The 13,568-nt window shown below is 45.4% G+C and carries 18 protein-coding genes; 6 read left to right on the forward strand and 12 right to left on the reverse strand.

What is annotated here, in order from left to right:
- From AC5JLP_RS22340 to AC5JLP_RS22355, 4 genes are all read right to left on the reverse strand, one after another.
- Nucleotides 1-180, reverse strand: a 180-nt coding sequence (locus AC5JLP_RS22340; RefSeq protein WP_496070164.1) for a DUF6876 family protein, incomplete at its 3' end; no start/stop codon positions are given.
- A gap of 94 nt (nucleotides 181-274) precedes the next feature.
- Entirely contained in the window at nucleotides 275-1,246 is a 972-nt protein-coding gene (locus AC5JLP_RS22345) for a toll/interleukin-1 receptor domain-containing protein (protein WP_496070165.1), read from the reverse strand.
- A 63-nt stretch (nucleotides 1,247-1,309) separates the two neighbouring features.
- Complete coding sequence (locus AC5JLP_RS22350) at nucleotides 1,310-1,492, reverse strand: hypothetical protein (RefSeq protein ID WP_496070166.1); 183 nt, start codon at nucleotides 1,490-1,492, stop codon at nucleotides 1,310-1,312.
- 33 nt (nucleotides 1,493-1,525) lie between these two features.
- Nucleotides 1,526-1,954, reverse strand: a complete 429-nt coding sequence (locus tag AC5JLP_RS22355; protein ID WP_496070167.1) for a hypothetical protein — start codon at nucleotides 1,952-1,954, stop codon at nucleotides 1,526-1,528.
- Between the two features lie 708 nt (nucleotides 1,955-2,662).
- Here AC5JLP_RS22355 and AC5JLP_RS22360 point away from each other — a divergent pair.
- On the forward strand, nucleotides 2,663-2,824 hold the full coding sequence (locus AC5JLP_RS22360; protein ID WP_496070168.1) for a hypothetical protein: 162 nt from the start codon (nucleotides 2,663-2,665) through the stop codon (nucleotides 2,822-2,824).
- Between the two features lie 152 nt (nucleotides 2,825-2,976).
- Here the strand turns inward: AC5JLP_RS22360 and AC5JLP_RS22365 are convergent, their stop codons facing one another.
- Together AC5JLP_RS22365 and AC5JLP_RS22370 are read right to left on the reverse strand one after the other, a co-directional pair.
- Entirely contained in the window at nucleotides 2,977-3,609 is a 633-nt protein-coding gene (locus AC5JLP_RS22365; protein ID WP_496070169.1) for a tyrosine-type recombinase/integrase, read from the reverse strand.
- Nucleotides 3,610-3,641: 32 nt separating this feature from the next.
- On the reverse strand, nucleotides 3,642-4,658 hold the full coding sequence (locus AC5JLP_RS22370; protein WP_496070170.1) for a PDDEXK nuclease domain-containing protein: 1,017 nt from the start codon (nucleotides 4,656-4,658) through the stop codon (nucleotides 3,642-3,644).
- A 288-nt stretch (nucleotides 4,659-4,946) separates the two neighbouring features.
- On the opposite strand from AC5JLP_RS22370, the gene AC5JLP_RS22375 reads away from it, so the two are divergent.
- From AC5JLP_RS22375 to AC5JLP_RS22390, 4 genes are all read left to right on the forward strand, one after another.
- A complete protein-coding gene (locus tag AC5JLP_RS22375) occupies nucleotides 4,947-5,189 on the forward strand; it encodes a hypothetical protein (protein ID WP_496070171.1) in 243 nt (80 codons plus the stop codon).
- On the forward strand, nucleotides 5,176-5,616 hold the full coding sequence (locus tag AC5JLP_RS22380; RefSeq protein WP_496070172.1) for a type II toxin-antitoxin system VapC family toxin: 441 nt from the start codon (nucleotides 5,176-5,178) through the stop codon (nucleotides 5,614-5,616). Before AC5JLP_RS22375 ends, AC5JLP_RS22380 begins: the two co-directional genes overlap by 14 nt.
- A gap of 154 nt (nucleotides 5,617-5,770) precedes the next feature.
- Nucleotides 5,771-6,553: a hypothetical protein gene (locus AC5JLP_RS22385; protein WP_496070173.1), complete on the forward strand. Its 783-nt coding sequence runs from the start codon at nucleotides 5,771-5,773 to the stop codon at nucleotides 6,551-6,553.
- A gap of 6 nt (nucleotides 6,554-6,559) precedes the next feature.
- Entirely contained in the window at nucleotides 6,560-7,018 is a 459-nt protein-coding gene (locus tag AC5JLP_RS22390; RefSeq protein WP_496070174.1) for a hypothetical protein, read from the forward strand.
- A gap of 112 nt (nucleotides 7,019-7,130) precedes the next feature.
- Here AC5JLP_RS22390 and AC5JLP_RS22395 read toward each other — a convergent pair whose 3' ends face one another.
- The 6 genes from AC5JLP_RS22395 to AC5JLP_RS22420 form a co-directional block, all read right to left on the reverse strand.
- The gene (locus AC5JLP_RS22395; protein ID WP_496070175.1) at nucleotides 7,131-7,841 is read right to left on the reverse strand and encodes a hypothetical protein; all 711 of its coding nucleotides are present in this window, start codon (nucleotides 7,839-7,841) and stop codon (nucleotides 7,131-7,133) included.
- A gap of 47 nt (nucleotides 7,842-7,888) precedes the next feature.
- A complete protein-coding gene (gene cap2-3 / locus AC5JLP_RS22400) occupies nucleotides 7,889-10,147 on the reverse strand; it encodes an anti-phage 6A-MBL system cap2_3 protein (RefSeq protein WP_496070176.1) in 2,259 nt (752 codons plus the stop codon).
- On the reverse strand, nucleotides 10,144-11,250 hold the full coding sequence (gene mblB / locus AC5JLP_RS22405) for an anti-phage 6A-MBL system MBL-fold protein (RefSeq protein ID WP_496070177.1): 1,107 nt from the start codon (nucleotides 11,248-11,250) through the stop codon (nucleotides 10,144-10,146). Before mblB ends, cap2-3 begins: the two co-directional genes overlap by 4 nt.
- A gap of 321 nt (nucleotides 11,251-11,571) precedes the next feature.
- Nucleotides 11,572-11,973, reverse strand: a complete 402-nt coding sequence (locus tag AC5JLP_RS22410) for a hypothetical protein (protein WP_496070178.1) — start codon at nucleotides 11,971-11,973, stop codon at nucleotides 11,572-11,574.
- Nucleotides 11,915-12,409 (reverse strand): hypothetical protein, encoded by a 495-nt coding sequence (locus AC5JLP_RS22415; protein WP_496070179.1) that lies wholly within the window; start codon nucleotides 12,407-12,409, stop codon nucleotides 11,915-11,917. The genes AC5JLP_RS22410 and AC5JLP_RS22415 overlap by 59 nt, the downstream gene beginning before the upstream one ends.
- Before the next feature lie 28 nt (nucleotides 12,410-12,437).
- Nucleotides 12,438-12,917 carry a hypothetical protein gene (locus tag AC5JLP_RS22420; RefSeq protein ID WP_496070180.1) on the reverse strand — a complete coding sequence of 160 codons (480 nt, stop codon included), beginning with the start codon at nucleotides 12,915-12,917 and terminating at the stop codon, nucleotides 12,438-12,440.
- Nucleotides 12,918-13,106: 189 nt separating this feature from the next.
- On the opposite strand from AC5JLP_RS22420, the gene AC5JLP_RS22425 reads away from it, so the two are divergent.
- A complete protein-coding gene (locus AC5JLP_RS22425; protein WP_496070181.1) occupies nucleotides 13,107-13,331 on the forward strand; it encodes a ribbon-helix-helix domain-containing protein in 225 nt (74 codons plus the stop codon).
- Nucleotides 13,332-13,568 lie beyond the last annotated feature (237 nt).

A 13,568-nucleotide genomic window follows, 5' to 3' on the forward strand; every position in this document is an offset into this window, starting at 1 on the left:
AAACGACTCTTTAGAAACGTTCGCGTCTGTCTGCCAAGCGAAGATGGCATCTAAGAGCCAATAGGCACCAGCCTTATCAGCTAGGTATTTGGTTCCATCGGTATAGAGACCGCCCATAAAATGGCGGTGCCAGTTTTGTGTACCTGTAAATTGGTTGAGATCTTCATTGGACAAAGCCATGACCGTATACACGCCCGAAGCGTGAAGAGACAGCCAGGACTTAATAAAAGCAATAGCGCTTCAATTCAAGAAAAATTTTCCGCCTGAATAAGAGCTATCGATGCTGCAAAGGTTTGATCAACATCTCCCAAAAATACTCAGCACCTCCTTGTAAGGAGAGCAGTTTCTTCGCATTTTGCCCTCCCCCTATCGCCATTCCCATAGGTTGCAAGAACAGGTCGTAGCTGTCATCCGCTACTGATAGCAATTCGTTGAAGCCATTACCGCTGTTTGAAGCATTATGCGAGTATGCAATACCATTGGTACTCATGAAAGGACGTACCCCTCCCTGCCAAATCTGGCATTGGGCAGCAATTTTCCCCGCGATGTAAACAACGCTTGAAAAGCGATCAGTATCAATACGTTTGAAGCTAGTTTCTACTTCCGCGTTTCGAGTAGATAACTCTGCAAGCGAATTTTCAAAGAAGTTAGCTATGTACTCGAACGATCCTTCTAAAAACCTATCTCTATCGCGATCCGAAAATGTTTTTTGGATTCGTAGATTACTCGATCGCGGCTCTTCGATAACATATTGCTTAGATGTACTGTTGTAGCTTTTACTTGGCTGCGGCACTCTGTCTTCAGGTGGCTTTAATCGAGTAACTGCCTTTCTAATCTCAGTGACAACCTCAAGAAAGGCATCATCCTTGTCAGGGAATTTTGAGACAGCTTTACCATCGGTCGGCATGACTAAAAGCTTTCCGAAAGGTGCAGTGCGCCAATCGCACGGTCGCAGAATGACTGGCATGACACACGCGGTTTCTTGCTCATGTCTTTCCAGCGCTCGCTGCATCTCAACGTCATAACAGTAACTAGAAGCAAGGAAGTCTGGGCTTACGAGTAGAAGGATGATGTCTGCTTCTTCAAGGTTCTTGCTGATCGCTTTGTCAAACTCCTCACCAGCCGTAATGCGCCGATCATGCCATGTTTCGATAACGCCCTGTCTCTTCAACATGGCGAGATGAACCTCTAGCTCGTCGCGTAGTGTTTCATCACGGTGTGAGTAAGAGAAAAAGAGTGTAGCCATTGGCGATTTTCAGAAGAAGCAACTGTCCTATCAAAGTTATACCCACAAAACAGTACTAAGGAACTAAAAAAGCAGAGATGCCCTACTCAATTGCATCACAATGCCCCAATCATCCCACAGCCCCTTAAATGGATGCGGTGAGAGGGCGGTATAGCGCAGGTATGCTGAATATTCGGTGTTCCAGATAGGCTTGCACAGTGCGGGTATCAATACCCTTTTCCGCCGCCAGGTAGTAGCCGCAGGCATGGCGGTGCATGTGAGCAGACCAGCGTTACAAACTTACTCATTAATTTGCTCTCCCTTACCGATTGGAGGCTTCCATCCGTCTGGCACTAGATCGACGAGTTGCTTTGGCAGCCTAGGTTCAAACAGGTAGTCATGCATATATAGCCATTCTGCATAGGTACACAGCATACTTCTCCTGCCTGCCTTCCAAGAAATCCGACTAAACTTCTGCTCGTATGTTGCCCGTGTATGCGTCCGCTTAAAGCCTGTTTCTGAAATATCAGTAGCGCAAAAGCTTTTCAGAAAATCAACAGCATCATCTTTGCTCAACACAATTTTGTACTCCCGCTGGGCAGAGGCATTAAAACGACATTCTTTATAAATCTGCTCAGGATGACAGGGAGAAGCCTCTCGCATATCTCCCAGGTTTACAGCCATCATCATTGCTTTGGCATAGTTCCGCTTGGCTTCGTCCGTAGGCAAGCTCTCAAGAGTCCTTAATACAATCTCTTCGATATAGCTGGATGTGACTCGCGATGGTCTGTTACTCCTCTGACCGTCAGAGTGCCCTGACAGGTAGGGAGTCTGTTCCTTGTCAGGCTCACTCATTTCAGTATTTACCCTGATTATCTCAATACATCTTCTTAAATTCTGATTAATTCGCTTGTTTTTCGCAACAATTCTCAGAATTTCTTCGGATTATAGAAAATGAAAAGCGTAGCTTATGAAAAACTACGTTAAATTCATGAATTCTGATAACATAATTTCCTGTAAATGAGCGTAATAGTTCGCTCTGAACAGCAGAGAACGTATTTGAACAGACGTACTAATGAGGCGAGAGCATAGGTAGAGACAATCTAATTTTTGTATGATATTCAGAGTTCTTTACGAACTACCTATTTTTCGCACTTCTTCTTGCGATTTTCCGCTCATCTCACAGTGTTCTCTTTTAAAAAGACCGAATAAGCAGAGGAAGATATTAGTAACTAACCAGTTTATTGTTGGTTGCTGTTTATTTTTGAATGTCATAAACCAGCAATCAAGACATACTTTTGTGGGCTAATATGTGAATAGATTTGAGAGATAAGAGTTTGATAAATTGACAGTCAACATCAATTTAAAGATTGAAATTGACTATTTTTAGCTCAAATCTTCGCCCTTCGTTTTTCAACTCTAAGCAGGAGTAATATCATGTCAGACAATGACTTTGCTCGTTTGTTATTGATTGCTATGCTTGTTTTTGGTTGTCTTTGTGGTTATTCCATTGCCAACAATTACGACTTCAAAGGAGGCATTCAAACTAACTTTGGAACTCTTGAGTTTGAAGGCAGTTCCCAAAACCGCGACTTCTAACCGTTGAATAAAGCCCTAAAAAAGACCCACTCAATTGAGTGGGTCTTTTTTAAGATAGGAAACTTTCTAACACCGTAATTTGGTTTAGTCAGCAAGACTCACATGCCGTTCTCCCTTCTTTTACAGCTTCTTGGCTTGGGCATTTAGAAATGTCAATCGTCCCACAATCCCTTAAATGGTTTCGGTGAAAGAGCGGTATAGCGCACCGTATGCTGAATATTTCGGTGCCCCAGATAGGCTTGCACCGTGCGGGTATCCACGCCTTTTTCTGCCGCCAGATAATAGCCGCAGGCATGGCGGAGCATGTGGGGGTGAACTGGGAATGGTAGCCCAGCCAGTTCACCTGCTTTTTCAATGATGCCGCCGATCGTGTCTTTCGCGAGTGGCGCTTTGCGAGATGACGTAAAAATATAGGTTGAAGCGGGATAATCGCGCTTGAGCTTGCGAAGCGCTCGCAGCTCATCCCCATAGAGCGGCTGGGTGGACGGTGTGCCGCGCTTGGCGCGGGTAACGTGCAGGGTTGTGCCGTTGAAGTCCACTTGTTCCCATTTCAGTGCGGCTGCTTCGGAAACGCGCAACCCATGACGGTACAAAAGCAGGATCAAGGTTGCGTCCCGGTGGGCGTGTTTGCCATTGCTCTTTTTAATTGCCGCCAGCATCATATCCACTTCATCCGGCAACAGATGTTCGCGCGATCGCACGTCTGCATATTTGCGGGCATTGGGCGATCGCCGCTTCTGCTCCGTTGTGTCTGTGGGTGTAGGTGCGTTGCTGTTTGCCGCCATGAATGATGCAACCTTAACGGTGAGGGTGTAATCTAGCCCATGTTTTCCAGCAGTTTTGCTATCTGTTCAGGATTGGGAAGCTGTCCTTTCAGCTCTTTGGGCAGGGTGGATACCATTCGGTACGTGGCAACCCCGATCGGCTTATCCGAATCTTTAAGGGCATACTCCACAATGGTTTTGTCTTTGGACTTGCACAAAACGATGCCCATCGAGGGGTTCTCATCGTCGAGGCGTACCTTCTCGTTCAAAACGGCGAGATAAAATTGCATTTTGCCGACATATTCAGGCTGAAACTTGCCAATCTTGAGGTCAACCGCAATCAGGCATTTTAAGCGGCGGTGATACAGCAGCAGGTCAATGAAAAACTCTTGATCGCCCACCCCTAAGCGGTATTGACTGCCGACGAACGTAAACATGCCGCCCATTTCCCGCAAAAAGGCATCGACCTTGCCAAGGAGCGCCTGCTCCAGCTCCCGTTCACTGTGTTCATCGCCCAAAGCCAAGAAGTCGAAGGTATATTCGTCCCGAACCGCTAGGTGCGCTTGGTTGCGGATCGCTTCGGGCAGGGTTTGCGTGAAATTCGTCTGATTTAGTAGAGTTTTCTCATACGTCTGGTTTTCGATTTTGTGGATAAGGACATTTTTCGTCCAGCCGTATTTGCGGGACATGCGGATATAAAACTCCCGCTCCAGATCGTCCTTGCACTTCTCCAGAATAGTTACGTTGTGGCTCCAGCTAATTTCTCGCACCATTGGCGCGAGTTTTTCACTCGCAACGTAGCTTTCGTAGAACGATTTCATCCGCCACAGGTTTGCTGCCGAGAAGCCACTGATACCGGGAAACTCAGCCTGCAAGTCTTTGGCTAGAGTGGTGACAACCGATTTACCCCAAGTCTTCCCCTCTTGGCGGGTCACAATCAGGTGCCCGATGTCCCAGTAGAGGGCAATCAATTCCCGGTTGACTGCTTTTAGGGCTTCGTACTGGGCAGCGTGAATACGCTGCTTCACCTCAACCAGCAGATTGCCATAGCCTTCGATCAAGTCACCCACGCCGTCCTTATCCCCGTTTGGAATTTCACGCCCCTACGCATAGCAACTGTCGGGGTCGCCCGTCCAGATCATTTTACCAACTTTCGATAGGTGGGCACGGTTTTTAGGCAGGGTGCAAAACCAGGCGCGGCGTTGCGGCGTTGCCCCATAATACCAACTTTTGAGCTAAAGTTGGTAGTACGCGCTGCGATCATTTTGAGCACAAGATAAACACAGAGAGCTAAAAAGTTTGTAGCCAAAATAGGAAAATGTGTATATACTCAGTTCCCTTAAGAAAGGATTGCCTTCATGCCGGAAATACGAGTTCGTAACCTTCCCAATTGGTTAGTAAATTGGTATAAAGACTCTGCTGAGCAACAAGGAAAAACGCTTGAAGGCTATATGCGCCAGATGCTGCGAGAATCGCCGCTCATTGAACAAGCCAATTTTGCCGATGAGTTGAAGCAAGGACTCGCTGAACTTGCTGCCAAGTACCCGACCATGCCTGATAGCACGCCCTTGATCCGAGAACTGCGCGATGATCGCAACTGACATCTTAGTTATTGATGCCAGTGTTGCCGTGAAGTGGTTACTGAATGAAGAAGATAGTGCTCCCGCCCTCGCTCTCTTCCGTTTGCCTTGCAAGCTGATCGCCCCTGCCCTCATTCGTGTTGAAGTTCTGGCAACCATCGCCAAGGTTGCACGCCGCAATCAGCTCAGCATCGCCGATGCCACCCGGCAAATTCAGCGCTGGCATTCTACCCTATCCAGACGCGCGCTATTTACAGTTGAAGGCGACAAAGACTATCAAGACGAAGTGGAATTATCTCTGGCGCAACGGCACAGTCTCTATGATTGTGTCTACCTGGCTCTTGCACGAAAACTGGGTGTACCGCTGGCAACTGCCGATAAGCGTCTTGCGGACATAGCTCACGAACTTGGTATTGAAGCTTTTGACTGGCGAAGTGAACCAAGTTGAAAGGACAAATTCAAAGCAAACCTGATAAAGGCTAGAGCTTCTGGTTTTCTGGCAAACCAGAATGCTGGTCTAATACCAGGCTTAAAAGCAAAGAAGGTTTATTTTAGTGTTGTTATATGCTTAAAAAGCATTCTCAAATGATGGGAGTGTTTTTATGTCAAAGCAGTTGAAACCATGCCTACTGCCAGTAGGGTATGCAAACATTTTTAGACTGCTAGAGCAAGTTCCAGAAGCCATCAGAACACAATCGCCAGAGCGGCTTGCCTTGTATCTAGCAGCCAAGAATACCGCGTATCCGAGCAACGCCATCAGTTATAAAGATGTTGCCAATCAGGTAAATGCAGAATTTGGATTAGAAGGGAAATCAGCATTTACCCCGATTAAATTAGGCAAGTTGTTTAATGATGAAATAGTGATCGAAAGCATTTTGTATGAAATTAAAACTGATCTGCAAGATCAGCAGCAGGAAGCACCTCAGAAGCAAGAGAAAACTGACCAATTCGACTACATGCACCCTAAACTTTTGCAAGGCACAATGATGTTTATGGAGTTTGCTACGCATCTTCAGGGCAACAAGGAAGCTGAAGCAACCCTTGCTGATCTAAATCGGCAATTGACTGGCGATACAGCGTATAAGAACCCGTTGATTGAGACAGTGGAGATGCCGCGCCGTGTTGCAGCTCGCCTTGCAGACACAGCTACGACTACAACCGCTGTGGTGCAGCAGCGTAGCGAAGAAATCAGGAAAGGTATGAACAGGCTGTTTGGTGCTGCCAGCACCCTTGCTGAAAAAGTCACCAACCGTGCCCAGGCAGACTGGCAGGTGGTGCAAGCCACGTTTAACCTAGCGAGCGTAACCAAGTCTGACCCTGCCGCTGGAGCCGAAGACATGCAAGCTGTTCTTGCCCGTTTCCAGCAAGCTGTGAGCCGTGATTAATCGTTTATGCGGTTCACCCGCAGTTCTAAGCGTTTGCCGCGACCGATCACACAGCGACGATTGAAAATTGCTGAACGGACACTGCAAAAAGAGCGTGAGAAGTTTCCGTTACTTCAAGACTGGATTGCGGCGCAGCAACCAACCCCTGAAGAACGGTTAGAGACATTCCAGAATAGAGAAGCAGATCGCATTCAGCGCGAGCGTGACTACAGCGCCCAAACCTGGAGACGCGCACGGCAGCTTCTAAGACTGTTACCACCAGAGACAAAAGACCGCGTACTAGAGAACTGGAATACGCACCACTGCCCAGGCGATGCTTCGTATTTCGCGGACTGCGTTTTCCAAGCAGCAAGACCGTTGATTGATGCTGGCATTGTGCAATTAGCTGATCCTAAGCTTGACCCGCGTTACCGCATAGAACAGATGCTGGCAGCAGCTTTAGCTGCAAAGTTGCAACGATGCTGAAACTAAGCCGATCTATGAAACTTTACTAGGGATTGAGCCGAGATACGTGTAATTTTATGCCACGGAGATAACATAGCAGCCTTACTGTAAGTAGAGGGCGTAGGAACACAATCTATACTGATTCTGCTGCATTAAAGAGAGCGAATGCATATGATTCCGCAGCATATTTAACCCAACTCTTAGTAACTACTAAGCCAAGAAATAAAATTGATAAAATCGAAGCAATAATCGATGGCTGAAGAACAAAATTACCAATTTTCTCTAACATAAATGGTCTATCAATCGCAATTTTTATGCCTATAACGCTAAAAGCTAAAAACAACCCTAATGGCTTTAAACCCATAAGATTTCGGCGAAACCCATAGCTGATATTTTCCTCATGGAGGCGCAAAAACTTGTTATTATCTTGTGTATTACTTCTTAACCATAGGACGGCTGAGTTATATATCAAATCAGCATCTTGAGGATTATTGCTTTCCTCATCAGGATTGGGCAAATGAAGATCTGGAACTTTTTCACTTAATCGATTATGAAGGCGCGTCTTTGTAGTTGTGTCAATGCGATTGTCACTATGACGCAGCATCAAGGTTGTTGGCTTTCCACCCCATTCTTTGTATAAAGCTTGTTCGATTTTTTTACCTAAATCTCGTCCTAACTGTGCAAACAAAGTGATAACTGCAACTCCCACAATGCCGATAACAGCCAGATTCTTTAATTCAGCCCCTGTTATCAAACCATTTATAAACAGTGCCAATATAGGAATTCCAACAATCATTACTGGTGCTACTCGTGCTCTCAAGACGTATACATCAGGTAATCCCATAATTCATTCCTTTGTTGAATCTTGCTAAATTACACATTCTAAAAATTTTAATTTTCGTTTAGTAATGGGATACTTCCTTCTTGAATATTTCCATCTAAACCCATGCGAGCAAATAACTCATTAGCTCCAAGAATAGCCATTAGGTAGAACTCATTTGTTTCATCAAATACTTCGCCAAGTTTCGTGAAAACACCTTCATCATCATTGCTAGGACGTGCCGCTACACCATTGGGATGAGAATGCCATTCACCAATATACCTAAGCTGTCCTGCTGACTTGCGTGCTGTTTCTACTAGAGTATCGTTCAACCCTGTTACTCCACGCTCAAAATAGTGCGGTCGCTTCACGCTATCGGGTGGAGCCGGGATGTCGGCTGCCACCACTACCTTCCTATGTTCAAAATCTACAATTCCCACTAAAACACCGCCTGTTTCATCAGGTAGGCTCCCTGACCGCTGGGTAACTAGCTCATCAAGTAAGCCCTTATTCCAGCGAACACACCAGTCACCGAGTTGAATTTCAATTCCTGGGGTAACTAATAAATTGAGTGCCTTTACCTCACCATTTTGCAAATTTGAACGCCAGATAGTCGCCGAACTGTTTAAAGTCTTGTACTGCTGAATAAGCTGCCGAAGCCCAATACCAGCTAAAGTAGAAACTTGATCAGCGCTAATTCGAGCTGTCAAATCACGGCAACCATTTCCATAACGGGTTGGTGCATCCTCATCAGTGAGGTGCCCTTGTAATAAACTTTCATTAACGAGTGCTTTGTAATATATGCCTTCCAAATCCCAAAGAGAAGCTGTTCGCTCAACATCTTCAAGAAGAAGCACAATATCTTTACCACTGGGACTTAAAAAAAGTGACGCACGCCTTTTGCTAACTACGTGTTCACACAATTGACGTGAAACTGATACAGATGCTGACATATCAAGGATTAGATCAGCGTTGATAAATACCTCATCTATCTCCTGATTATTTTGGCGAGCCATTACATCAGCGACAACGATTCTACGTACTGGGTTGTTAGGAACCAAGCTGTTAACAAAACTCTGAAGTGCATTGACTTTAAGTCTTCCCACTGCCCAGACACCGAGTACATGTCTTACAAAATTATGTGGTAAAAAAATATCTTTATCAATTACTGACCATTGACCAAAGCCACAACGAACTGCAAGCTCTATTATTTTCGATCCTAAGGCTCCAGCTCCGATAGCTGCAATAGAAGGTCGTGTCTCTTCACCATAACCAGAGAGAACTGATAAGGTTTCGCTCGATAACTCACGTCGAACTGCAAGTGCATAGATCTCAAACTTTTCCAAATCAGAATTAATGGTATTTGGGCTAATCACAATTCCCATAGCTGGAATACCATATGAGCCAGCATCAACAAGCGTACCGAGTGCTTCACCAATATCTGCTATTGATTGTATTGTGATGAAAGCCCAACTTTCAGTTGATTCAACTGCTCCTATTTCCGTCCGCTTTTTCGGAAATTCAATCAAAATTACCAGACGGGCTTCTACTAAATCTTCGTATGATTTTATCTGTTGTATCCATTTTGTTAATTCTGCCTTTATGTCAAATTTAATCTCATGTAAAAGGTTATACAATTGCTCAAGATTTCGAGGAGCATATTTTACAGCCCGATGCGTAATCGGAGGAGTCGTAAACCCAGCTAAAACAAAACCAGGCTTTTCATCTTTCCCCAACTTATTCTGTTCTACAAAGCAAAGAGTTGACTGCCCTTGAGCATTCTCCGAGCTGAGGGCAACATATTTTTTCCCAGACGCGGTTGCGTCCACTGGGATAATAATTTGATCGTTATTGCCTAGTAAAACAGGTTCTAATGGTTGTTTATCATCGTGCAATGTTCCATCAGCCGTCTGCTCAAGCCATTCTTTTAGCCGTGCAAGAAGTAGATAGGGCGTAAGCCTAGAACGAAGATCCTCAAATGGTTCTTCCCATAAACAAAGACTTGGATACTCTTCATTCCAATCAACCATTATATGGACAAGATCAATTGGAAAATCGAGCCTTAATGGATAGAAAATAGGTAAGGTATCCCTATCACTGACAAATGAAATCGCTAATATTTCCTTTGGTCTAATATCAATAGTACGGTGTTGATAAACCTCAATACTGACTTGTACCACAAGTGTATCAAGACGCTCAGTAGCTAGACATTCAATTAGTTGGAAATAGAGAGAATGCCTAGTATTTAAATAACGATGAAGGGCTACTGCACGAGGAGAACGTAGTTTCTCCGGCGATATTATATCGCCTGACAGTAATCTTAGTTTCATCCGGCACGCGGTGGTTTGTTAGTAGTTATGGCTATTGCAGGTGAGGATATAGATTTTTTTACCTTATAGCCTGAACCTGTAATTTCGATAATAAGGGGTTTTGGAGAAGCTGATTTCGGCTCATTCATCGTGACAAGAAATTCACCATGAAGCTTGGTCGCAACATCTTCATAATAAGCCGCAGCTTGCTTGTGCGGTGGCTGAACCGTATCCTCGGTAGGAATCAGGTTGCTTGTTGAAACTAATAATCCAAATTCTTCCCCCTGTTCCTCATACAACCATCTTACATTATCTGTAGGTATTGTCTTTTTATCACCTTTCTCATCCGAGAGAGAGAGATAAGAACAGTGGTGAGGAATATTATTTATATCCCATTTCAGCCAATCTTCATTCTGATGTTTCTTAGTTACTCTGACAATTGCTTCAATTTCCTCGTATGGGCAATCTGCCGACAGTATAAGACGAGTTTTTCTTCCATCTACCTCAAACGTAACTTGCATAAAAAGCGCTGACGCATTTCGTACAACGAGGCTTTCATCCTCACAGCGTTCAGAAAAAGGCGAATGAACAAAAAATTCAGCACCATCACTTGCGAGTGAGAATCCTGGCACTGGCTCACCAGCGTGAGTGATGCAATCCTGGCGATCGTCTGGATTAATTTTCTTGTCCTTCAACCAATCATCTAATGCATTCGGGTTTGAGAAGACTTGAATTCCTTCACCTTTCTCTAAGCGATGACGCGCCTCAGCACGAAGAATTACACCCTCATCTTTAAGATTTTCTTCAAGAATAGCAGATGCTGGAACCCATAAAGTCTTAACTTTAATTCGGTTATCAGACTTAAACTTATCATCATGCTCTAGCCAAAAAAGCTCAGTTACCCCCTTGTAATGATCCCTATCAAGATGTGACAGTGCTAAAACATCGGTTTCTTTATTACTGCCAAACGCTCTGCGGATTTCTTTTTCGAGATCAATCCTTTTGTCTTTCTCATCGTTTGGATCGTAAGTGTTTGCGTAGTCAAAAAGAATACGCCGTCCATTACCAAGTTCGATAAAACAGGTGTCAGCATTTCCAATCGGGTAAAAGGTGGCAGTATGCATAGGCAGTCAAGACGCTTAGTCGCTATGTTGAATACAAATAGGAAAATCGCTACATATTCAGCTTAGTTCAGAGGAGATTATGAATATTCTCACGTTTCCTCCATTTCTGAATAATAACTCTCCTCAGTAATACTAACGTATTATAACCTCTGTCCAGTGAATGTTCAAATTGCGTTCCTGGAAACTCAAGCCGCTCGCAAAGTGTTTGCCAGTTTCTACGCCTCCAAGGTCGTTAAATGCTGGTGATCGCAGTATCGTCAGGCTGAAAATCGTTAGATATTTGGGCGGGGGGCAGGAAAGCCTTGCCCCCTGCCCTTTCCTTTAGAAAAGCCTCGACCACCAGTTACCGTTATCGGACTGATCGTCCACATAGTCTTTAGCGTTTTTAGCTCCCTCTCCAGAAGCCTCAACAACCCGATCATTCGCTTTACTTTGTGAACTGCCTTCGTCTGGTGTAGGCAGGTCGCGCACCCGGTTAGCGGCAAAGTTTTCAGAAACCGCAATTTCTTGTTGTTGCCTGTCTGTCCAATCGTCGCGTTTGCCTGCTGGTTTACTGCCGAAGGTCTCGTTATAGACACGGTTTGTGCCGCGTGCAATCCCCTCACCATCAGCCCCCTTTTCAGAGCAGGCATCGGTGTAATTTCTGCGTTGTTCAACGCGGACATCACGAAGAGATTGCGGCTGGTTCAGGTCGGAAGAATCGCCACTTTTCCGAATCGCCATTGATTAAAAACTCCTTGAATTGCTCAATGTCTTGGGCGGTCGCACCGTATTCGCAGCCGTAGACACCGATAGTGCGAAGCCCATCGGCGATCGCTTCTACAGCTTTGGGAATCATTTCGAGTTGAGCAATCACAAGGGGAAGCAGATGCCGCCAGCCCCATTTCTTGGAGGCATACAGCAAGTAGAACTCAATCAGATACTGCCCATCCTCCAAACACCCATCAGCCAAAAATTTGGCTTTAAGGGAGGCATAGGCGGCTTGCCAAGTTTCTACGTGCTCTAACTCCCCATAGGACTGAATTTCAGTCACAAAAGGCAGGTTGCTGCTAGCATCTGGGTTCTCTTGGAAATAGCATTCATTCAACTTGTGCAGCTCGCGCCACAAGTCATACGTTTTGCTCTTCAGCGTTTCCAGAGTCCAGGGTTGGTCTAGCATATCGGCTTCTCCTTGTATTGCTCTTAGTTTACTGTTTGTACCAGTCGTATGCCTCACTGCATCGGTAGTTGCAGCTAGGCGAGAGACGGTAGAGGATGTGAAACTTTTGCGGGGCGTGATACCGATCGCCGCCTCTGATTTCATAAACCTCTCTGAACTCCGAAACGTAGTTGGGACTACCCAGTTCCCCGCGCCGCCGTAGTGTTTGAATGGCTTTATAACTCTGCCGTTTGGCGTAGGAGCGGTTCAGATGATCAATTTGACGCTGGCTAATGCCCCCATTCTGGGCATACGGGCGTAAATCATCTGTTATTTGAGCAATCTTGCCCGTAAATGGCGCGGCTTGCGTCTGGCGATCGCCAGTAATCAGTAGCAGCGGAATAAAAATGGCCATCGCCCCAACCGTTTGCATGACACCGATCTGATGCTTGAGAAACGTAGGATGCTTTTGGCTGGAGACGCGCATCACAACGCCCCAGCAGTCCTGTCTTCGCTGTTCTGTCATCATGGATATACCTCGTTAAGGGGTAGCCCTGTCCGATGAGCCTCAGAAACTGTCTGGACAGGGCTTTTTGCTGCGTGCAACGTGCAAACGCCACACATGGTTTCAATAGTAGCAGTACCTTGTCAGTCCTGGACTGACACTTTTAGATCATAATGGAACTGTTAAATGCACTCAGGAGTAAGATCAGGCAGCATGGTTACAGCTATGGTCAACGGTGTGCCCTCGAAACTACCCAGAATCGTGATTTACATGCCTCCCGATGTCCGTGAGGACTTTGAGAAGCTTGCCAATTACGAACGCCGATCGCTCTCACAGATGGCGTTGTTTGCGATCGAGGAAGCGATCCGCAGGGCAAAAGCCGACGGCAAAATTAACGACGAGCCATCGTCGGGTAATAAGAAGGATGCTCAAGGCTGACCGAAGCGTAATCAGCCTGAACTAGGGAGGTGATGATAACGATAAAAACTAGAGATGCCCTAAAAAGCTGAAAACCAGCACTGAAGTTGGACAAGAACTTCTAGGATGCTGGTTTCAAACTTTATTAATCGTTAGTCGCTTGAAAAGTAAGCGAAGAACTAACTGTCTTTGAGTGTGGCAATTCAAGGATAGCAGTTCTTCGTGCGAATGAACACATCTATTAATGGAGAACTGCAA

This window comes from Stenomitos rutilans (genome assembly GCF_059505485.1).